This window comes from Serratia sp. JSRIV001, assembly GCF_019968745.1.
Lineage (GTDB): Bacteria > Pseudomonadota > Gammaproteobacteria > Enterobacterales > Enterobacteriaceae > Chania > Chania fonticola_B.
The window spans coordinates 4,334,808-4,356,983 of record NZ_CP074147.1; the positions used below are offsets into that span (position 1 = coordinate 4,334,808).

The window sequence follows — 22,176 nt, forward strand, 5'->3', positions numbered from 1 at the left end:
AGCTGAAAATCAAGGCGCTGCATTTGCAGCGCTTTTTTTTCCTCAGCGGGCAAAAGGCCGTATCCCGCCGCCAAATTCCGGCTGAGCGCTGACGTACAGCAGCACACCGGCAAACAGCAGAATTAAACCTCCGGCTAACGCCAACGAGCCCCAAGCAACCGCACTCCAGGCCGCCGGTGCGCGCTGGCGGCTGATGCGTATCGCCAGCTTACGGCTGTAATGCACCAACAGCGCCAATCCGGAAATCGTGATCGAGGTACCTAATGCCATGGCCAGTGCCGACAACACACCCCAGGTAAAAACGCCGATCACCTTGGAAAACAGCAAGACCAGGATCGCCCCGGAGCAAGGCCGCAGACCCATTGCCAGCACAATCACCGTTTTGGTGCGCCAATCATTGCCAGCTTGCAGTTCCTCATCGCTCGGCAAATGCCGGTGGCCACAACCACAATTCGCGCTATGGACATGATCGGCAGGCAGAGGCTGCAAGCTGTTGATGCGCAGCGCAGGCCGAGGCCGCATCGCTTTCACCGCCATAAACAAGCGCTTTAACGCCCGCCAACTGAGCAAGACACCGAGCAGGATCACCAGAATAAAACTGCCCTTCTCCAGCCAGAAACTACTTTGATGCAACTGCCGGGAAGAAAGTTGCAGCACCACCAGCACTAGCGTGACCAGGGCAATCGCGACCAATCCCTGCACCACAGAGGCGGCAAACGTCAGCTTCAGGCTGCTTTTCAACCGTGCCGGGTGGGTAGCCAGATAGGTGGCGATCACCACTTTACCGTGGCCCGGCCCCAGGGCATGCAATACGCCATAGCCTAGACTGAACAGCATCAGCGCCACTCCCGCTTGCTGGGGAGCCGCCTTGACCTGTTGCAGCAAGGCCGCCATTTCCTGATGTAACCCTTTCTGCCACACCACGCTTTGCATCAACAGCTGCGGCCAGTAATGCCAAACCCACTGGGCCACCGCCGCCAGCAGAATGAAGAACAGCAACAACGGCCACAGGCTGAAGGCCCAATGGCGCTGAGGTTTGCTGGTCTGGCTGAGGTTTATTGACATGTTAACGTCACCCGCTGGGCAAACTGTTGCCCTAATGCCATATCTTCACCGGGCGAGTCGTTCTTATCGAGAGACAATGCATAAGCTTGTAATGACGAATCGGGCTTTGGCGTCACCAGGCTGAATTTGCACTGCTTTGCCATCTCTGGCGGCAAGTGCAGCGCCTTTTGATCCTGATAGGTCATGTCCACAAAATAGGTGGGATCGTAGGTGGCAATCTCAAAGGGTTCCCCCACCAGCGGCTGTGGCTCCGCCAGCGGCAGCACAAACTCCAGCACGGCTTTATGGCCCTGCCGGGATAGATGGTATTCGGTTGGCAGATTGAGGTATTTCACCGGTTTGCCTGCGCGGTAAATATCGGTGAAATAGTGCTGCCCGAGGACGTTAGCCATTACTTCCGCCGCCAGTTTTTTCCAGACTTCTGAATCGCTGTTGGCATTTTCTGCGTCATACAGCAGATCCGCCGAGGTGATCTCATCCATTACCCAAACCATTTTTAAACCGGTCAGCTTCTGATCCTTAGCCACAAAGGTGGTGTTCATATCGATAAAACTGTGTGGGTGGGCGAGTGCGCCCATGCAGGTCATCATTAGCAAGCAAGCCACCAGGCCACGGAGTTTCATCATCCAAGCATACTTTTTATTGTTATAATATAACATCAACCAAACCTCAACCGGCGTTAACAAGCCGAATAACTGTGACGAAAGTAGTAAGCCGAAGTAAAAGCAGGGGCAACTGCCACGGCCCACAGAGCCTTTTGCTATGCTTAAACATAATTTAAACACGACCTGCCAGAAGGTGATATGAGCCTGGAGACTTCTTCTGCGCCTGAGTTTTCAGGTCAACAACGGCGCTGTCATTTACTGCTGATGCTGTATGCGCCAGTACCCTCGGTACAACTGGAGACCATCGGCCAAATCAACGGCGTAGACCAGCTCATTACCCGGCAAGATATAGCTGAGGTTGCCCGCGAGATCCAGCATTTCCATCATCTGGAAATCAGCGGCGATCCCTACGAGGGCTACCAGATCCAGGGCAGCGCGCTGGATCTTCGCTTGTGTCTGCTCCAATGGCTACGGCGAGCCTTGCGTTGCAGCCCAGAGTTTGTCGAGCAACACTTTGGCCCTCAGTATCAGCGGGCGATGCAACTTCAACACCCACAGCTTCCGGCACTGGAATTGTGCATCAACCAATGTGAACAGCGCCTTAACCGCCGCTTTGAGCAGCGTGACCGACTGTTTTTGCAACACTATCTTTGTTATTGCGTCTGGGCTAGCCAGCATCAGCGCCATCCTCAATTTGATCGCCGCCAGCATGAGTGGCTGCAAACCAAGCCAGAGCATCTGGCGGCAGAGGAACTGCATCAAGCGCTAAATCAGCTATTTGGCCAGCCCGGTGACAGTAGAGAATGTGACTTCCTGGCGTTGATGTTTACCCTGCTGAAAAGTCACAGCTACCAGAGCAGTGATTCGCCCGAGGACCAACGCCTGATGGCGGCCATCGGGCAGGTGGTGGAACGCTTCCAACAGATCTCCGGCATGCATTTCAGCAGCCAGGAGGGGTTAATCAGCCAGCTGTTTGCCCATTTGGCCCCTGCCGTGGAACGCTGCCGGTTTGCTATCGGCATAGACAATACGCTACTGGAAGAGGTGGTCCGTAAATATCCCCGTCTGATGCGTACCACACAGGAGGCGTTAGCGCCGTTTGAACAGGAATATGAGATTCAATTTTCGCGGGAAGAAGCAGGGCTAGTGGCGATCAGCTTTGGTGCCTGGTTGATGCAGGGCAACGCGCTGCATGAAAAGCAGATACTGTTGCTGACGCTGGATAACCCGCAGTTGGAAGAAGAAGTGGAATATCAGATCCGCGAATTGACGCTATTGCCATTGAATATCAAATATCAGCCCTTACACGACTACCTGCTTGCTGGTGCACCACAAGGGATTACGCTGGTGATTAGCCCCTACGCCACACCGAGCCAGGAGCAACCACCCACACTGATTATTACCGAACTGCCGCTGGAGCGTCAGCAGCGCAAGGCGATCCGTGCGCTGCTGGAAAGCCATTAACGGCTATTACTAACCGCCACCGCCGGTGGGCGAATAAACAACGCTGGCACCACCACCGCGACCATCACCCAGAACACTCCGCCCTGATAGTGCTCGAACAGGAAGCCCGCCACTACGGTCATCACTGCAATGCCGCCGCCCATCGCCAGCGCCGAATAAACCGCCTGCAGACGGATCACTTCCGCCCCCTGACGCGCCGCAATAAAGCGCATTGCCGCCAGATGGCAGACCGTGAAGGTACCACAGTGCAGCACCTGCACCAGCAACAGCCAGCCGATTTCCGTCGTGGTTGCCATCAGGCCCCAGCGCAGCAGACCACACACGGCGGAAAGTAACAGCAGATTACGCGCATTCCAACGGCGGAACAGGAAATTGCTGCTGGCAAAGATAACCACTTCAGCGACCACCCCCAAAGACCACAGGTAGCCGATAGTCGCCGCAGAGTAACCCGCCTCTTCCCAATAGATGGAGGCAAAGCTGTAATAACCGGCATGTGCCCCTTGCAACAGCGTCACGCACAGCAGAAAACGCCAGACTGGCCCTTCGCTGAGCAGTGCACGCCAGGAGCGGCTAGGTTCATTCTGCGCCCGAGATTCACCTTTTGGCAGCACGCTCGGTTTCAGCAACATGCCCACCAGCATCGCCAGGATGCTGACCAACAGACTGATCAAAATCGCATTATGGCCCCAAACGGACACCAGCTTGCCGGTTAACGCCGAGCCGATCACAAAGGCCAGCGATCCCCATAACCGCACCCGGCCATAGTCCAGAGTGATCTGCCGTTGCCAGGTGGCAGCCAACGCATCGGTCAGCGGAACCAGCGGGGAGAAGAACAGGTTAAAACCGGCGATCACCAGCATCAGCCAGGCCCAACCATTACCGAAACAGAAGCCGACGGCAAACGCCAGGGAGAGCAATGCCAACAAACGCAACGCGGTGATTAAATAGGAGGGATCTTTTACACGTGGAGCAATCAGCAGGCTACCGAGGAAGCGCGCCACCAGGCCAGCGCCGAGCAAGATACCGATGGTTTCAGGCGGTATGCCCTCACCTTTTAACCAAACGCTCCAAAACGGGAGATAGATGCCATAGGAAAAGAAGTACGTGAAATAACTGAGAGCGAGCCAACGCGTTGATTGCAGAACCATGTTCCCTCCAGGATGAGGGCAATACTTTGACAGAGCTCACACCTTGCAGCAATCTTCATTCATGTTCAAAGGGCTAGAGTGCAAAGCAGTTCACAGTTTAGCTGCAACAATGCTAAAAAAAACCCGCCGAGGCGGGTTTATCTGCAAACCAATTGAAGTACTTAGGCGTAAACCGGGAAGCGAGCGCAGATATCCAGCACTTTCTTCTTGGTACGTTCGATGGTGGCTTCGTCGTTCAGGTTGTCCAGCACGTCACAGATCCAGCCAGCCAGTTCACGCACTTCGGCTTCTTTAAAGCCACGGCGAGTCACCGCTGGAGTACCCAGACGAATGCCAGAGGTCACAAACGGGCTCTTCGGATCGTTTGGCACGCTGTTCTTGTTAACGGTAATGTTAGCGCGGCCCAACGCGGCATCAGCTTCTTTACCGGTCAGGTTCTTATCGACCAGATCCAGCAGGAACAGGTGGTTGTAGGTGCCGCCGGAAACCACTTTGTAACCGCGCTCCAGGAACACTTTCACCATCGCTTTGGCGTTATCGGCCACTTGCTGCTGGTAAACCTTGAACTCAGGCTCCATCGCTTCTTTCAACGCTACCGCTTTACCGGCGATGACGTGCATCAGCGGGCCGCCCTGGCCGCCAGGGAAGACGGCAGAGTTCAGCTTCTTATACAGCTCTTCATCACCACCTTTGGCCAGGATCAGGCCGCCACGCGGACCCGCCAGCGTTTTATGGGTAGTAGTGGTCACAACGTGGGCATGAGGAACCGGATTCGGGTAAACGCCAGCGGCAATCAGGCCCGCCACGTGTGCCATATCCACGAACAGATAAGCGCCGATGCTGTCAGCGATTTCACGCATTTTTGCCCAATCAACCACACCGGAGAAGGCAGAGAAGCCGCCGATGATCATTTTTGGTTTGTGTGTCTGCGCCTGTTTGGCCAGATCGTTATAGTCAATCTGCCCAGTTTCGTCGATGCCGTAAGGCACCACGTTATACAGCTTACCGGACAGGTTCACCGGTGAACCGTGCGTCAGGTGGCCGCCGTGTGCCAGGTTCATCCCCAGGATGGTGTCGCCCGGCTGCAGCAGCGCGGTATAAACGGCAAAGTTAGCCTGGGAACCTGAGTGTGGCTGCACGTTGGCATAGTCGGCACCGAACAGCGCTTTGGCGCGATCGATCGCCAGTTGCTCAACGATATCAACGTATTCGCAACCGCCGTAGTAACGCTTGCCCGGATAGCCTTCTGCGTATTTGTTGGTCAGTTGGGAACCCTGGGCCTGCATCACGCGCGGGCTGGTGTAGTTCTCAGACGCAATCAGCTCAATGTGCTCTTCCTGACGCACGACTTCCTGCTCCATTGCATGCCACAGTTCGGCATCATAATCAGCAATGTTCATTTCACGCTTTAACATCCGGCATCTCCTGACTGAAATCAGCTAACTTAATTTACCCCTACGGGTGCTGGGCAACAGTGTAAACCGTTTCGGCCTATCGAAGATAGGTCTTGACAGAGGTTTTTACGCAAACGATTGGCATCACGTGGCGTAAGGCTTTGAACCCTTAAAGGCCACATTTTGGCAACGGAGTTTTACTCATCAACAAAATGCGCTTTTTTCATGTTCTGTGAAGGCGATCGACGGTTAACAACCCCATAACAATAACAGGGATATTTACAAGCACGGGGTAATTTTATAAGATGCATTTAAAATACACCTATTAGACAAACATAAAACGCCCGCCAAGGAGTATCACCATGCTGGATAGTCAAACCATCGCCACCGTTAAATCGACCATTCCCCTGTTAGCCGAAACCGGCCCCAAACTGACCGCCCACTTCTACGATCGCATGTTTGCCCATAACCCTGAATTGAAAGATATTTTCAATATGAGCAACCAGCGTAACGGCGATCAGCGCCAGGCGTTGTTCGATGCCATCTGCGCTTACGCCAGCAATCTGGAAAACCTGGCCGCCCTGCTGCCTGCGGTAGAACGCATTGCCCAGAAGCACGCCAGCTTCAATATCCAGCCCGATCAGTATCAGATTGTCGGCCACCACCTGTTAGCCACGTTGGACGAAATGCTCAGCCCTGGCCAGGAAGTGCTTGATGCCTGGGGAAAAGCCTACGGGGTGCTGGCCAACGTGTTTATTCAGCGTGAAGGCCAGATCTATCAGGAAACGGAAAAGAGTGACGGTGGCTGGCGTGATTTGCGTGCCTTCCGCATCGTGAAAAAACAGCCTCAGAGCGAGGTCATATCCAGCTTTGTACTGGCTCCAGTAGACGGTGGTCGCGTGGCCGATTATCAGCCAGGCCAGTATCTGGCGATTTATATTAACGATGACAGCCTGCAACATCAGGAGATCCGCCAATATTCACTCACCACCGCACCGAACGGGGAATATTACCGTATCGCGGTCAAACGTGAGGAACGGGGCGCCGTTTCCAACTTCCTGCATCAGCAGGCCAAAGAAGGCGATATTATTCATCTTGCGGCACCACACGGCGATTTCTTCCTGCAGGTAGAACCGACTACGCCAGTGGCATTAATCTCGGCAGGCGTTGGCCAAACGCCAATGCTGGGGATGCTTAACACCCTGCACAACAATCAGCATCCGGCCAACATCCACTGGTTACATGCTGCAGAAAACGGTGCGGTGCATGCTTTTGCCGACGAAGTGGCGGATATAGCCGGGCGTATGCCTAATCTGAGCCGTCATGTCTGGTACCGTGAACCCAATGCCGATGATGTGCAGGGCCGCGATTATCACAGCCAGGGCCTGATGGATCTGAGCGCATTGCGTAGCGAGTTAAGCGATCCGCAGATGCATTACTACTTCTGTGGCCCGGTGCCGTTTATGCAGCACGTGGGTAAGCAGTTGCTTGAGATGGGCGTGGAGGCCGAACGTATCCACTACGAATGCTTCGGCCCGCATAAGGTGCTGTAACATCCTAGTGTCTTGATAACATTATCAGGTACGAATGTTATTGATTACTTTGCGCGATAAGTGCGGGTGCCTAAGAAACGGTACCCGCAAAAATCATCAACGGATTTGACCTCAATCTAAAACCTACAATTTCCTTAATGTTATTCCCCTTTCCACTATCGTTTTTAAACCGACATTGTGGTAAATCTACGCCCCATTGATAAGGACTTTGCATGGAGCGCAAGGATGATCCAGCTTTCAGCATCCCGCTGTATTTTCGCCAGTAATCTGACCCGCCACTCTCGCCATACTCCCGTCAGGCTAATACCTTTTTTGGCAGCCATAGCTGTTCATTCACGTTGTTAATTATGGAAAGTGTACGTTGATCGCATCAGTGGACTCACTATTTGCGTCATCTTCAAGGAGGTACAGAGATGCAACAGACCGTACAGGACTGGGTAAGAAACACGGCGGGTACACCGTTGTATGCCATCCTGGCCAATACCCATGGTGCGCAAGGCATCAAGGCCTATTACCGTGAGGACGGCAGCCGCACGCCGCACGGGCTTTACGCCAATACGCCCTATGCCAACTGGTTTGAAGTGATGCCGGTACTGGTGCAGCTAAACGAAGGCAGCCCATTCTTACGCTGGGTGGCAGAAACCCCTTTACGCAACTGGGGCTGGCTGGCACGTTCGCCGTTGCCGCAGGCTGCCCTGGCGGCCCACCTTGCCGGTTTGACACAGGTGATCATGCCCAGCGGCAAAGCGGTGTTTTTCCGCTATTGGGATGGGCGCTATCTGCCAGCTTACCTGCGCTACTTTGGCAATGAGTGGCGCTCTATCCTGCCGGTATTCTCCGATTACTGGGTGAACGGCGAGGGTTTTACCTGCCCGGTGGATCCTTCTGCGCAGGCCCAGATCAGCCCCTGGTGGCAGGTGCCCCAAGGGATGGTGGATGCTCTGCTGGATGAAGATCCAGAACCGCTGATCGCCAACCAGCTGACCTGGCTGCGCGAGAATGAGTTTGAACTCTATCAAGCCGTGCCAGAACCGGTTCTGCGCCAGATAGCGCTGCGGCTTTACCCACAGGTCTGGCAACAGACGCCAGATCCGAAGAAGCGAACCGCCCGGTTGTCCCAGGCCCTGGTAGATGCGCTGAGCCGCCGTACCAATCCGTTCGAGGTGATCACCTTCAACGTTTCCTCTTTTCGACCGTGAGTAATGGACTATGACGACCGAATATATTGCGAGTATTGACAATGCCTTGCTGGGCTTCAAAAACAAGACCCTGATCACCCAAGAGTATCGGCAGATCGTCAAGGAGTGGGCCACGGCCAGCAGCATTTCCGGGCGATTAGGTGGGCCGACGCTGGAGATGGAAAAAACTCTGCGGCTCAACGACAGCAAGACCGTGGTCTCGGAAAACGATCGCAGCTTTGAGAGTAGCGTAGTGACCTGCCCGAAGAGTGGCGAGATCAAGGTGGCTCTCGCCTACGAGTCCACGCTTGAACTGCCCATCCCCGATGTAACCATTGAGATCTATGAAGATGTCAGTTTTGGTTTTGACTCCAAGGTGGCTACCCAGCAGACCGATGAGCAAGGCATAGCCCGTTTCCCTGGTCTGACTGCGGGCAAGAAATATTACGTTAAAGCCACCGATCCCCAGCTGGAGCAGCACAATGACCAGATGCTGCAAGCCTATGACGGCCTGATGCTGGAGATGTACGACACCTTGTCAACGCAATGGCAGACCTACAGGCCGCAGTGGCAGTTGAGTCCAATCAATGCAGGCCTGTTGACTGCGCTGGGCACTGGGTTGTACGACGGCATGTTTGGGCTGTGGGACGACGTGAAACTGGCCTACGACGTGATCACCGACCCCGCAAAGTACGGGCAGAAAATCTATGCGGAAGCGGGTAAGTATAAGGATCTGATCACCCAGGTAGATGAACAGAAGCTGAAGTCGCTGCTGGAAGGCAGCAAGCAGATGGCCCGCGAGCTGTTGGCGCTGTTCAATGATGAAGCTGCGCTGTACCTGTTTATGCGCTCAGTGGAACTGCAAGTGCGTATGTACCCTTGGGGCGCACTACTGGAACCGATGGTAAAAATAGGGGGGTCCATTATCAGCGATGCGTTGGTCGGTATTGTCTTCGGGGCGCTGCTGACCCTGGTGACCGCCGGGTTGGGCGTGGCGTTCCTGATCTATAAGGTAGGCAGATTGCTCAAGAAACTGGGCAACGCATTGCAGTCTGTCTGGCAGGGGCTGAAGACGATTCTGTTTGCCACCCTGGAACTGGTCAAACGGTTCTTTGAGAAGACCCGCCAACTGAACCTCAAGCGCCAGGCCAATGCCAAGTTGAAACAGGATCGGAAAAACCAGCTGGGTTCGTCAAACCATACTGGTCTGGTGGATAACTCAGGCACGGTGAAAAACAACCCCGCGACAAATGCGGCTGACCAGCCCACGGTGAACTCGCAGTGCACCCCCGGCACCGGCTGCCCGGTCTCGCTGATCAACGGCGAAGAGTTGCTTACTCTGGACGATGGGCAACTGATTGGCCTGACGCCCTTTATCTTCCAGCGTCAGTACCGCACCACCGCGGTCGAACGCACGTCGGTGTTTGGTTTTGGCTGGAGCCATAGCCTGCAACATCAGGTGGAGTTTATCGGTGATGAACTGCACTGGACCGATCACCAGACCCTCACCACCATTCTGCCGTTACCTACCGAAGTTTCCCCAAGTGGGCTTAACTATGTAGCCGGGGCCGCCGCCTATCTGGACGAGGAACCTGATAGCTACTGCCTGATGGCCGGTAGCATGGAAGGCTGGGTGCTGCATGTGCAGCGGCTGCCGGGCAAGACGACCGGGCTTATCACCGGCCTTTCACACCGCCAGTTGCGATTGACCCTGCATTATCACGATGGCTTACCTGTTCGGCTGGAACATCCGGCAGGTGCGGCCTTGCAGTTCAGCTATCAAGAGCTGCCTCAAGGCTGGCGCCTGACGCAGCTGAGCCTGACCCCAGAATCGGGTCGGGAAGAGGCTCTCCATCCACTGATGACCTATGAGTACGATGAACGGGGGCAACTGAGTGCCGCTATCAATGCGGCCGGGGAGGCCGAGCGCTATCAGTATCGTGATGATTATGTGTTCAGCCTGCGGCAGTTGGCCGGCGGGGCTGAGTTTTATTGGGAATGGCAAGGGGAAGGCAAACAAGCTCGTGCGGTGCGCCACTGGAGCAACCTGCCTAACTTTGACCAACGTTTTCTGTGGGATGAGCAACCCGGGGCCGTCACCCTGGTCCATCAGGACGGTTCACGGGAGACCTGGCAACATGACACCCGCTTTCGCCGCCTGATAAAGAAGGTCGACCCAGACGGGGCGATTCACCACAACGAATACGGTGAACGCGGTGAGCTGCTGAGTGAAACCGATCCGTTGGGCAACCGCACCGAATATGGCTATAACGGTGAACTGCAGTGCACTTGGGTGCGGACTCCTGACGGGCAAGAGACCCAATACCGTTATTCGCGGGGCCGAGTTGTAGAGAAAACCACCTGGAGCCTCGATCAGGAGGACAAGATCCGTGAACGGTATCGCTACGATACGCAGGGCAACCTGACGGAAGAAACCGATGCGTTGGGCAATACCTGCCACTACCTGTGGTCTGCGCAAGGGGCACTCAACGAGGTGCAATACCCGGATGGCAGCCGCGAGCGCTTTGTCCGCGATGCCTTTGGCCAGGTGCTGGAGCACCATCAACGCAACGGGCTGACCCACTATTATCGTTACAACCTGCTGGGGCAAGTGATCCGGCACAGCGACAGCCCATTGGACGAGGCCGGGGTCAACGGCACCCGTTATACCTGGAATGCCGCCAACCGGCTGGAGGCTATTCACGCGCCTGACGGCACAGTGCGTCACTACCGCTATAACGCCTACGGCAAGGTGACCAGCGAGCGTGACGAAAAGGGGCTGACCACCCAATACGAATACCATCCAAACTCCCATCTGGTGAGCCGAGTCATTTACCCTGACCTCAGCCAGGTGGAATACCGCTATGACAACCCGAAGAACTTCGTCAGCGACATCATCAACCAGAATGGAGAACACCATCGGCTGGCCTATCACCCCAACGGGTTGGTGAGTGAAGAGCACACCGTTGACGGACGCCACTTCCTCTATAACTACGACCTTAACGGGCATCTGACCCAACGCACCGAGTACGGCACCAGCCAGAGTGAACAGACCGCGCTGGTGACTCGCTACGAGCGGGATGCTGCCGGTAGGCTAGTTCGCAAAGTGTTGCCGGACGGCAAGGAAGTCAGTTACGCCTACGACACCTTTAACCGCCTGCGCCTGGTGGATGATGGGCATTGGCCATTGGCGTACGGCTATGATGAGGTTGGTCGACTGACGGAGGAATATCAGGGCTTTGCCAGCCTGTTTTACGGCTATGACAGCGCGGGCAACCTGACACGCCAACGCCTGCCCGATGGCAACCTGCTGGCTTACCACTACCAACAGGGGCAAGTCTCACGCATTGACCTGAATGGCCGCATACTCAGTGAACACCAGTATCGCGGCGAGCGGGAAACCCGGCGCATCACCGGTGAGGTGGTAAGCGAGTTTGATTATGACGCGCAGCAACGCCTGCGCCATCAACGGGCTACCGCCGTGGTACAGGCAGAAATGGAGGGTGACGCCCCAGACGTGACGCCGGTGATGCAGCGCCGCTACGAGTACGACCCGGCAGGCAACCTGACGCAGATCCTCGACCCGCACAAGGGCAACCGGGAATACCGCTACGATAAGCAACATCGCCTGACCGAAGCGCTGCACCACCCGATAGCCTACCCCGAAGCCTTGCCGCAGGCGCTGCGCTGGCGGGGTATCAGTGAACAATTTACGCACGATGCAGCGGGTAACGTATTGGGGAACGATGCTGCCTCCCGTGGAACACAAGTGCGTGGCAACCTGCTGAAGCAGAAAGGCGATGTGCGGTTCGAGTATGACGAGTTTGGCAACCTGACACGTGAAGTGCGCAGCACCAAGCCACTGTGGGTGCGGGAGTTCCGTTATGACTGCCAGCACCGGCTGGTGGAGTTCATTGAACAACGCCAGGGGCAGAAAACCCATTTTGCCTATACCTATGATGCCTTTGGTCGACGCATCCAAAAGCAGAACCTGCTAGCCCAACGGCCTGATGCCGTAACCCGGTTCTTCTGGCAGGGTGAGCGGATGGTGGCAGAATGCGCCGACGATGATAATATCTTCACAGCGGACGATCCAAAACCGGCGCACCTGGCGACCTATAAAAGCTACCTGTACAGCCCCGGCAGCTTTGTGCCGCTGGCGCAGTTACTGGGCAAAGGACGCAAGTCGGAGATTTACTACTACCTGAATGACCACCTGGGTACCCCGCAGGAACTGGTCAATGGCAAAGGACAGATTGCCTGGAGCGCGGCGTACCGCGCCTACGGCAATCTGGCGGTAGCGTTCGTTGAATCTGTGCCGCAACCACTGCGTTTTCAGGGGCAGTACTTCGATGCAGAAAGCGGGTTGCACTATAACCGGTATCGTTATTACTCGCCGGAGACCGCAAGGTTTATCACCCCTGATCCTATTGGGTTGGCCGGTGGGCTGAACCAGACGCAGTATGTGCCTAACCCTACTGGGTGGGTGGATCCGCTGGGGTTGGCTAGTGTGAAGGGGGGGTGCCCTCCGGACTCAGATATACCGGCTGGGGTGAAGACGGGTGAGCCTGATATCCCGACATCAAATGGAAAAACCGCCTATACCCATTTTCCAGAAGATCCAAACGAACTAACTAAAGTATTAGGTGTTCCTCCCAAGATAACGGAGACCCAACATGGAACCACCCGTATGGTATGGCAACCAAATAGTGATACTCGCATCAGGTATGAAAGCCACCCTGGTGATGGAGGAACATTCAACGCCCGACATCATGGTGAGCATTATCACATCGAGTTAAAACCAGAAGAGTTATCTTGGGGACAAGCAGGAAGGCAAAATAGAGTTACAAAGGTTACACCAAGAGACTATCAACGTGGGCATGGTACTGGCCATTTGCCCGGTGAACAACATCCAGGGATAGAATAATGGCTATAAGTAAAATAAATATCAGTGATAATATATTAAAAAAAATAACTTCAAATACGGATGGGAGTGTGGATGTTTATGTTCTTGATTGGCAGGAAAGAGAAAACACTCTTCATTTTAACGATGTATCTGCCTTGCTATCATTTAATTCAATTGGTTGTGAATTGTCACATCTCGAAGAATCGAGCAACGACGACTTTAAACATGAAAGCCAAAAATATACAGATGAAGACCTTTCTGAAATGATTTGCTTCAATTTTTTTTCCGCGTGGTCTAATAACGCTGTTTTGAAAATCCTAGCATTGCCAGACTCAGTTGAGTTTAAAAAATCATGAGGCCTTAATTATGTAGTGTTACGAACAACTCACTTTGGTGCAGTGATGATGTTGAAGAGCATTCCAATCCACCGAATGCGGCTCTCAGCATAGTGAACGAACACCACCTGCAGTGGGGCAAAAGTCCGTGGCAACCTGCTTGCGAACGTGGTTTGACTATGTCGCTTCGGCAACCTGACACGCGAAGTGCGCAGCGCCAAGCTAGTGTGGGTGCGAAGCCAGCACCCACTTGTGCGGTTACTGAGTCAAGGATATCAGTCGGAGATTTACTACTACCTGAATGACCATCTGGGCCCCCCGCAGGAACTGCTCAATGGCAAAGGACAGATTGCCTGGAGCGCGGCGTACCGCGCCTACGGCAATCTGGCGGTAGCGTTCGTTGAATCTGTGCCGCAACCACTGCGTTTTCAGGGGCAGTACTTCGATGCAGAAAGCGGGTTGCACTATAACCGGTATCGTTATTACTCGCCGGAGACCGCAAGGTTTATCACCCCTGATCCTATTGGGCTGGCCGGTGGGCTGAACCAGACGCAATATGTACCTAACCCTACCGGGTGGGTGGATCCGCTGGGGTTGGCGAATGCGTTGGGAGATTGTCCGCCATCAATTAAGTTCATAAATCCTAAAACTATCCAGTACTCTCAAGATAGTATTAATCCACATTTTAGTGACGGTAATAAAATTAATGATTTAATATTTAGATTGAAAAATGATCCTTCATATATCAATCAAGTTGAGCCAATAAGAAGAGTGAGGATGGTGGATCTCCCTGTTGAAGTCCAAGAAAAACTATTGTCACAAGGAGCGCACAAACATTCAGTATTTTCTTTAGACAACAGAAGGTTATATGCAGCTAAGGAGGCTGGAATATCCCAAATTCCAACACGATGGGCAACACCGGATGATTTGAAAGGGATTAATTTAGTTGACAGGTTCTCCACTAAAACAGGTGGGAAAAATATAAGGGTGAGGAATTAAAAATGGAAAACAGAGCAATTAAAACTCAGTACGGGACAATACATGGAAGAGATGCGCTAATATTAAAGGATGTCAAGTTAGATATGTACCCCATGAGCATTGAGGTGAATGCTTTACTTGATCTGTCTTTTTGTCAGCCGCCCACAGAAAGTAATATTGAAGCTCTAGTTTGTTTTAAATTCAAAAACATAAAGAGCTTAAAAATAATAATGATTGATGAATCAGACTATCAGTTGATAAAGAAGTCTTGTTTTGATTTGATTGTTTCAGGAGGAAATAACAATTACATTTTAAGTACTTATGATCATGTCTTTGATGTGATAGGTCAGTGCGAAGTTGTATATGCTTAAGTGATTAGAAAGGCCGGAGGTTAAGATTTTTTCGGCCTTATATCTTTTTTGTTATATAAGTATATTCCTTTGCCACACCGAATCACCTTGTCGGATATCATGCTTACAGTCCCACCAGATTGATATTCTGGCTCTGCCATAACGTCATTGCTATATAACTTAACACATCTCAAAAAAAATTATAAAGTTGCAAAAAATGAACTCAATAGAACGGATATGCAGAGATCTTGGCTTACCTTGCGGGGATGATTTTACTCAAGATTGGACATATGAATTACCTGAGGAATTTCGTACCGAGGAATATCTGAACAAATATATCTTAACTTACTCAAATGATAATTATTCAGAATCAGAGAGAGATTTGCTGATGCAATTGATACTCGATTTTACTAATGATTGTTTAAGTATGGGAATGGATACTAATAATGAAGTTATCGTTAAAGCATTAGATTTGCTTTCAAATAATCACCAGAAGCATTTTCAGTTAATTGAATACTGGGCGTTAGATGGAGAACCACTGGAGGATTGTTTTGTTTTGACTTATAAAGCAAGGGAAATAATAAACAATATTAGATAAATGTTAACCCACTGCTCTCATGATAACTTGACGTAATTCATTAGTTATGTTGTAGATGAGAATGCTGGAACTTCTGATAGTTCCGGCTTTTTACATCACTTATCTTTCCAGTCACTGGATACAGTCCGGTTTATCAAGCAGTAATACATAAAAGTGCCGCGAAAGCTGGGCAAGCGAAAGTCCCCTAGAGCTCCGAAACGATATTTAAGCCAACGAGATCAGCTTAACTCTATTTATCACGCCAAATTGATATTGAAACAAAGAGGTGACAACAGTCTTTCAAAAAGGCCTCAACATATGGGGAAAGATATTGATGATAATGGCAGTCCATTAACCAGCCATCCTAAACGGGGACAGTAAAAGTGAAATTAAATAAAAAGAAAAGGCTGAAAGCGATGGGGTTTTTAGGGGGGGTGTTAAGCCCCTTCAACTCAAATATCACTACTGTGGAGTGAGGATATATTTGAATGCAATTTCTCCGATAAGTCAAGCATTTTTAAATTATTTGATAAATATATAAAAAGTGATCTGGCATCATCCCTGCTTGGATGTTTTTAACTATTACCGTGCTTGAGAAGTATCTTTTGAATGCTGACGAGTCTTTTGAAGATGCTTTGCATAAGTTAGTATTTGGTGACATCTTAGAAGATCCCCACCATTTTATGAAATTACTTCTTGAGTATGCAATTGAAATCTCAATCAATCAAGAAATAGATGATAATAAAAAAGGAATTTATAACTATAAAGTGAATGAAATGATATAAAGGTAGCTCAGAAAGGTCGATATGAAAATATCGACCTGAACAATCTGAATGACTACCTAGGTCCCCCGAGGAACTGGTCAACGGCAAAGGACAGATTGCCTGGAGCGCGGCGTACCGCGCCTACGGCAATCTGGCGGTAGCGTTCGTTGAATCTGTGCCGCAACCACTGCGTTTTCAGGGGCAGTACTTCGATGTAGAAAGCGGGTTGCACTATAACCGGTATCGCTATTACTCGCCGGAGACCGCAAGGTTTATCATCCCTGATCCGATTGGGCTGGCCGGTGGCCTAAACCAGACGCAGTATGTACCTAACCCTACCGGGTGGGTGGATCCGCTTGGTTTGGCTAGCGTTCCTGGAGATTGTCCGGAGCCGCCGGGCACAGGAGTAAGAGCGCATGCGGGTGAAGAACTGGTTGAAGTTTATCGAGTTCAGCCCGTGAGACCTAATTCAGATATTGTTTTAGGTGGTGCATTCTTGCGTGAGCGTGAGAAAGGTAAATCTATAATGCAGGCAAATAATCAGCGGAAGAAATTGCTTGGAAAACTGGAGTCTGATGATCCTGCAGACGCGGTTAGAGCTATGCAGCATGCTCAGGCTGGTGGAGGTAGCAGTCCAGTGATATCTACAACTTTTGATAAAGCTGGGGCAGAACGTGAATTTCGTGAGGCATTAAATGACGGTAGAAATGTGGAGCTTATTACGATTAGAGGTCCAAAAAGTGCTGGCATAGATTTCAATCTGGAACTTGAAACTAGAGGTGGAAGAACAAAACCCAATAGGTTTAGAGATGAGGAAATGAATGAGTTCGGAATTAAGGATCTATATGTTCCGCCTAAGGGAAAAGGAACTAGTAAATCAGGTTTCAAAATTGTTGATGTGAAAAAAGAGTTGGAGTAACTATGCGAAAAGATAAAGTTTTCTGGAAGAAGGAAGTTGTTGGGTTTCTACTGAATGGTAGAATGGATAACTTTGATTTATATGGAGAATGGGAGCCATTGGCAAGTGTTCATCATGATGAGTTTATCGCTTGCATAGAAGCAGATGAAGATGAAGTATATGTTTGTGTAGGTAGCAATGAAAAGGGAAGGATAGGGAATGTCGCTGATATTCCAGATGAGCAAATAAGCATTCGATGCAGAGGATCTTACACGGATATTAATTCAGTACAGGATACTGAAGAGTATTATAGAAAATATCTGCATTATTAATTTAATATGCAAATGATTTTTGTAATGATACAGTAGGGTTAGCTGCCGATTTCCAGCAGTTAACTCTCCATATCAATAACTGGCGTTCCTAAATAGCTGCGCTTAATACCGCTACACTTTTGCCAGACCCTGTTTCTCTCCAGGGAATGGGCCGGCGGTTTCCATAAAATGACGAACCTTTTTCAACAACTGCCACATTGAACGGCACTGATGATTGCGGGTTATTGTGTCATGAAGCGCCTGCCATAAACGCTCAACGTGGTTCACCCACGGCGAGTAAACCGGCTGATAAATCACCCTGAACTTTGGATTCGCCTTTAGCCAACGCTGTGTTTCATGGCTTTTATGGATAATGTAGTTATCCACGATGAGTGTGATGGTTTTTGCCCGTCTGTATGTGGCTTTAAGGTGTTTAAGCAGGCTGATGAACAACACCGAGCTTTTGCTGTTGCCACCTACGTAACTGACCTTTCCCGTACCGCTGTGTAAGGCCCCGGCAAGGTAGTATTTTTCATTCTGGCCCGGCGTTACCACTCGCTTTTGTTGTCCGCGAAGTTGCCAGTCTGCGCCGATTTTTGGGTTGAGATGGATATCCACTTCATCCTCATAAAAGACCGGATGTTCTGCACTACATTTAGCCAGCGCGTTATGGATTACAGCCATCTTTTCATCCTTGTGTGGGTCACGGATATGCAGGGTTGGTGCTGCCCTGCGCCAGACCAGTCCGGCTAACGGCAACCAGCGACGTACAGTTCCGGCATGTAACGAACATCCTATTATCTCTCTGATTTTTATCGCCAACAGTTCTGTACTCCATCGTGAACGCTGATACCCAAAATCGCCGGGAGAGTGCTTTATCAGTTCGCGTAACAATGTGCAGATGTGTTCAAAAGACCAGCGTCGAGAGCGCCCGGCAGGCAAGGATTTCAGACCTTCGACACCCGATAATGTAAACCAGTTAATCCAGCGGCCTACGGATGAACGGGCACAACAGAGAGTTCTTGCGACGTCGCTGACGCGTTCTCCACGGTGCAACATCAACATAGCCATAAGCCTGCGGGCATGATTTTTATCTGGTGTTTTATGGATGATTTTCTGCATCTGGCGTCGTTCATTTCGGGGGATGGGTGCTATGATCGGCATAACTCAGTCCGGTTGGTGATTTTGGTTGGTTTGGCGATTGATCAGATCGCACAACCCGGGCTGAGTTCCCTTTAAGTGATCTACTATTAGGCGCAGCTATTTAGGTGAAGTAGTTTATACAAACCTTGATCCATACGCCTGAGTATTATGACGAGCTTATTCGGAAGGGAAAACACGATGGTTAATTATTTTTTAATTAGCTGCATCAGATATCGCAGACATGATGTTAATTTGGTGTATACGGTGGGGTTTGCCTGGGTACGATATACGGCGCTTCGACAATCTGGAGGTGGCATTCGATGAGAGTGGCTGAAGTTATAGGGTTCGAACATGTTCGAACCCTATAAAACAAGCACAGAGTAACACACCGCAACACTCTGTTATTTAGTCAGCTTCCACGCATCCCGTACCTGTTCCGCCGTCACCGGCGCAGCCTGGTTCCCCCAGCTCCCACGCAGATAGCTCATCAGATCGGCAGCCTTCTGATCGTTGAGCACCCAGCCATAGCCCGGCATAACGATAGATGGTGCATGTTGGGTGACGGGCGTATGCGCTCCTTCCAGCACCACGCGCAAGGCGGTCAGTGGATTATCCGCCGTCACCGACAGATTGCCCGCCAGAGCAGGTATGACATTGTCGCTCCCCTCCCCCTTATTGCCATGGCAAGTTGAACAGTACATCGCATAGATCTGCCCGCCAGAAGCCATGCTCGCGCTTGATGCCGCCATGGTTGCTACAGGTTTCGGTGCCTCTATCTCCAGGCTGTGTACATACTGCGCGATAGCCTTTAAATCGTCATCGCTGAGGTATTGCGTGCTGTGCGCCACCACGTCGCTCATCGGCCCGGCCACAGCCGCATGTTGGCTGCGGCCGCTTTTCAGCAGCGCAACCACATCATCCGGCTTCAACCCACGCAGGCTCGGTGCATACCAACCATCCAACTCTGCGCCGCTCAGGAACTCAGGGGATTGGTTATCCAGCCCTTTTTCCTGCATCGCCCAGCCGCGCGGAGTATGGCAACTGCCACAGTGGCCCAGCCCCTGTACCAGATAAGCACCGCGATTCCACTGTGCGCTTTGCTTACTCTCTGGCTGATAGGTTTGGTCTTCATGGAACAGCGTATTCCATACCGCTAACGGCCAACGCATGGACATTGGCCAGCTGATATCGCTTTCCCGGTTGGCAGTGTCTTGCGCCGGGACTTCGTGCATCAGGTAGTCATACAGAGCACGCATGTCCTGCTCGCTCATTTTGGCGTAGGAGGTATAAGGCATGGCGGGATACAGACGATGCCCATCTTTGGCCACGCCCTGCCGCATGGCACGGTCGAACTCTGCAAAGCTGTAGCTGCCAATACCTTGCTGTTTATCCGGCGTAATATTGGTGGCATAGATATCCCCTACCGGCGTTGGGAACTTCATCCCGCCCGCCAGTTCCTTACCACCCGGAGCGGTATGGCAAGCCGTACAGTCCCCTGCCTTGGCCACGTATTCCCCGGCGGACATGGCGTGAGCCGAGCCACCAGCCAGCAACAGCATCAGGTACCACGGACGTAATGTCATACCCCCTCCTTGGCAGCAACCTTACCGTAGGCCAGTTCATTCACGGCTCGCCAAGCCTGATCGATCGCCGAGTTGGCATACGGGCTCCAGTCGGAATCGGAATTGGCAATAACGATCTTGCCGATCGGTTGCCGCGCGGTTTCGATGATCTTTTGGGACTCATCTTCATCATCGAACATACCGTTGAGGAAATAGGAGTAACCGTGCGACCAGCGGTTGACGGTGATCGCCTGAATATCCCGCTGATGATCAAATCCGGCATCACCTAACATGCCCTGCAGTTGCTCACGGATCATCTTCTCATGTACCTCAAACGGGGTTCCTAGCAACAGCGCTCGCCCTTTGCGCGACTGTTCACGCGGGCTAAGGCCGCTACCGGGCAATGTCGGCACATACACCATATGCAGCCCTATAGGCTGGTTTGGATCGCGTGGGTGCTGATATCCCCCCATGCTTACCGGGTAGTCCAATTTCACCCGGCTATAAGGCGCGGTCGGGGCATAGACTTCGTGCACTCCCAGTTTGATAAACGGCTGCCAGTTGCGGATCACCACCTTACTGTACACCAATGGCGATTTGACGTTCTGCTTCAGCGCCTCTTGCTGCTCGTGAGGCATTTCCGGGATCAGATAAGGGATCATCATATTGTAACCGGCCATCACCACTTGCCCGGCCCGTACTTTGACCATCTTCTCGCCGTTGATATAGGTCACCTCGGCCTTATCACCCACGTTGGCCACGTGCAGCCCGGTGCTGTTCAAGCGTAGTTTCACCGGCGACTCGGGGCGATCCAGCTGGCTGTAATCAAACTGCGCCAGGATGACGTCGTTCATATCTTTGCCACCTGGAGCCACCGCCGGGATCAAATGACGCACCATCAGGCGAGCCAGCGTGGCATTGCCATCCGGGAAGTGGAACACATAGGGATCGTCGAGATCGGCCTGCGATTCCTCATCCAGCGGCGGCAGGTTCATGCCGTTCAGGCCTGGCAGATCACAGATGCGGGCATCGCTGCAAGAGGTCGCATCAATGCCGACGGCCTGGAAATCGTTGGTGGTTTGCTGGAAATAGCGGATCGCCATTTCGCTCAGCCCCACTTTCTCGCGCAGGAACTGGCTATAGCTGTGCTTGTCCAACCAGGCCACCTTCTCTTCCTGGCTCAGGCCCGGCAGGTAATCTTTTTCGACGGTGTGCAGCGCAATCAAGGCTTGGCGATCGGCCTGCGGCAACGGGAAGTCGTTGATAAAATCTGCATAAGAGCGACCATTGAGGCGATCACGCGGAATATCATCCGCCACCACTCGGCCCGGATCGCCACTGACCACCTTATCAACGCCAAAGTTCTGGCGATCGAAGTAGACGCCACGGCTGAGATTGAGGTCCGGATAGAAAGTGGTGTCGAAGGCCTTTTCCATACCGTCCAGGCTAACGCCCAGATTTTTCAGCAACCCCATGGCGACCGGGCTGAAGTTGGAACGCGGCGACTGTAACGATTCGCTGCCCCCGTAACCGAGGAGGGTGCCGTTCTCGCTGCTGAATTCGTTACGCTTGGCGTGGCCGCCAAAGTCATCATGGTTATCAATCAGCAAAATACGTTGCTGTTTGCCCTTCATTTGCTGCCAGAAACAGGCCGCCGCCAGGCCGCTGATGCCAGCGCCGACGATCACCAGATCGAATTCTTCCTCGATCGGCAGGTTGCCAAAATCAAAGGTTTTGCCATCACGCCCCAGTTGATGGGCATGTTCGAATGAGCCTGGATGATTGCCGCGCAGGCCAGTTAACGCTGGTGGGTAATACAGGGTTTGATGGGCGGCTTGCGGCGATGCGCGCAGGATCTGCATCGGCGTTAGCCCGGCGGCGATGGTGATCGCCACCCCATTAAGAAAATCGCGACGGGTGATAGCCATAAAAGCGTCCTTTTATT

General features: G+C 52.1%; 18 protein-coding genes and 1 pseudogene. 12 read left to right on the forward strand and 7 right to left on the reverse strand.

The window, feature by feature from the left end; genetic code table 11:
- Positions 1-42 precede the first annotated feature (42 nt).
- Positions 43-1,065 (reverse strand): nickel/cobalt transporter, encoded by a 1,023-nt coding sequence (locus KGP17_RS20100; RefSeq protein ID WP_209529323.1) that lies wholly within the window; start codon positions 1,063-1,065, stop codon positions 43-45.
- Entirely contained in the window at positions 1,056-1,691 is a 636-nt protein-coding gene (locus KGP17_RS20105) for a DUF1007 family protein (RefSeq protein WP_223498210.1), read from the reverse strand. The genes KGP17_RS20100 and KGP17_RS20105 overlap by 10 nt, the downstream gene beginning before the upstream one ends.
- A gap of 177 nt (positions 1,692-1,868) precedes the next feature.
- Here KGP17_RS20105 and csiE point away from each other — a divergent pair, with 177 nt between their 5' ends.
- Positions 1,869-3,134 carry a stationary phase inducible protein CsiE gene (gene csiE / locus KGP17_RS20110; RefSeq protein ID WP_223498211.1) on the forward strand — a complete coding sequence of 422 codons (1,266 nt, stop codon included), beginning with the start codon at positions 1,869-1,871 and terminating at the stop codon, positions 3,132-3,134.
- Here csiE and KGP17_RS20115 read toward each other — a convergent pair.
- Positions 3,131-4,282 (reverse strand): 3-phenylpropionate MFS transporter, encoded by a 1,152-nt coding sequence (locus KGP17_RS20115; protein WP_223498212.1) that lies wholly within the window; start codon positions 4,280-4,282, stop codon positions 3,131-3,133. The two genes, csiE and KGP17_RS20115, sit on opposite strands and share 4 nt — an antisense overlap.
- Before the next feature lie 161 nt (positions 4,283-4,443).
- Positions 4,444-5,697 (reverse strand): serine hydroxymethyltransferase, encoded by a 1,254-nt coding sequence (glyA, locus tag KGP17_RS20120; protein ID WP_223498213.1) that lies wholly within the window; start codon positions 5,695-5,697, stop codon positions 4,444-4,446.
- Positions 5,698-6,038: 341 nt separating this feature from the next.
- Between glyA and hmpA the strand changes: the two genes are divergently transcribed.
- The 11 genes and pseudogenes from hmpA (at position 6,039) to KGP17_RS20175 (ending at position 17,547) form a co-directional block, all read left to right on the forward strand.
- On the forward strand, positions 6,039-7,229 hold the full coding sequence (gene hmpA / locus KGP17_RS20125; RefSeq protein WP_094982796.1) for an NO-inducible flavohemoprotein: 1,191 nt from the start codon (positions 6,039-6,041) through the stop codon (positions 7,227-7,229).
- A gap of 413 nt (positions 7,230-7,642) precedes the next feature.
- Positions 7,643-8,428, forward strand: coding sequence for a DUF4123 domain-containing protein (locus KGP17_RS20130; protein ID WP_021807200.1), 786 nt, complete (start codon positions 7,643-7,645; stop codon positions 8,426-8,428).
- A 10-nt stretch (positions 8,429-8,438) separates the two neighbouring features.
- Positions 8,439-13,334, forward strand: a complete 4,896-nt coding sequence (locus KGP17_RS20135) for an RHS repeat-associated core domain-containing protein (protein WP_223498214.1) — start codon at positions 8,439-8,441, stop codon at positions 13,332-13,334.
- Positions 13,334-13,669 (forward strand): hypothetical protein, encoded by a 336-nt coding sequence (locus KGP17_RS20140; protein WP_059201537.1) that lies wholly within the window; start codon positions 13,334-13,336, stop codon positions 13,667-13,669. Before KGP17_RS20135 ends, KGP17_RS20140 begins: the two co-directional genes overlap by 1 nt.
- A gap of 231 nt (positions 13,670-13,900) precedes the next feature.
- Positions 13,901-14,647 (forward strand): RHS repeat domain-containing protein, encoded by a 747-nt coding sequence (locus KGP17_RS20145; RefSeq protein ID WP_371822051.1) that lies wholly within the window; start codon positions 13,901-13,903, stop codon positions 14,645-14,647.
- Between the two features lie 2 nt (positions 14,648-14,649).
- Complete coding sequence (locus tag KGP17_RS20150; protein ID WP_059201538.1) at positions 14,650-14,997, forward strand: hypothetical protein; 348 nt, start codon at positions 14,650-14,652, stop codon at positions 14,995-14,997.
- A 196-nt stretch (positions 14,998-15,193) separates the two neighbouring features.
- Positions 15,194-15,574 carry a hypothetical protein gene (locus KGP17_RS20155; RefSeq protein ID WP_223498215.1) on the forward strand — a complete coding sequence of 127 codons (381 nt, stop codon included), beginning with the start codon at positions 15,194-15,196 and terminating at the stop codon, positions 15,572-15,574.
- 584 nt (positions 15,575-16,158) lie between these two features.
- The gene (locus KGP17_RS20160) at positions 16,159-16,338 is read left to right on the forward strand and encodes a hypothetical protein (RefSeq protein ID WP_137751187.1); all 180 of its coding nucleotides are present in this window, start codon (positions 16,159-16,161) and stop codon (positions 16,336-16,338) included.
- A 154-nt stretch (positions 16,339-16,492) separates the two neighbouring features.
- A pseudogene (locus KGP17_RS28015) lies at positions 16,493-16,621 on the forward strand (RHS repeat-associated core domain-containing protein); the annotation flags it as partial.
- 57 nt (positions 16,622-16,678) lie between these two features.
- A complete protein-coding gene (locus tag KGP17_RS20170; RefSeq protein WP_223498216.1) occupies positions 16,679-17,236 on the forward strand; it encodes a hypothetical protein in 558 nt (185 codons plus the stop codon).
- A gap of 2 nt (positions 17,237-17,238) precedes the next feature.
- A complete protein-coding gene (locus tag KGP17_RS20175; RefSeq protein WP_037376419.1) occupies positions 17,239-17,547 on the forward strand; it encodes a hypothetical protein in 309 nt (102 codons plus the stop codon).
- Between the two features lie 111 nt (positions 17,548-17,658).
- Here KGP17_RS20175 and KGP17_RS20180 read toward each other — a convergent pair whose 3' ends face one another.
- The 3 genes from KGP17_RS20180 to KGP17_RS20190 all read right to left on the reverse strand — a co-directional run bounded on the left by KGP17_RS20180 (position 17,659) and on the right by KGP17_RS20190 (position 22,159).
- On the reverse strand, positions 17,659-18,690 hold the full coding sequence (locus KGP17_RS20180) for an IS630 family transposase (RefSeq protein ID WP_059201542.1): 1,032 nt from the start codon (positions 18,688-18,690) through the stop codon (positions 17,659-17,661).
- Positions 18,691-19,070: 380 nt separating this feature from the next.
- Positions 19,071-20,252 (reverse strand): cytochrome c, encoded by a 1,182-nt coding sequence (locus KGP17_RS20185; protein WP_223498217.1) that lies wholly within the window; start codon positions 20,250-20,252, stop codon positions 19,071-19,073.
- On the reverse strand, positions 20,249-22,159 hold the full coding sequence (locus KGP17_RS20190; RefSeq protein ID WP_223498218.1) for an FAD/NAD(P)-binding protein: 1,911 nt from the start codon (positions 22,157-22,159) through the stop codon (positions 20,249-20,251). The genes KGP17_RS20185 and KGP17_RS20190 overlap by 4 nt, the downstream gene beginning before the upstream one ends.
- Positions 22,160-22,176 lie beyond the last annotated feature (17 nt).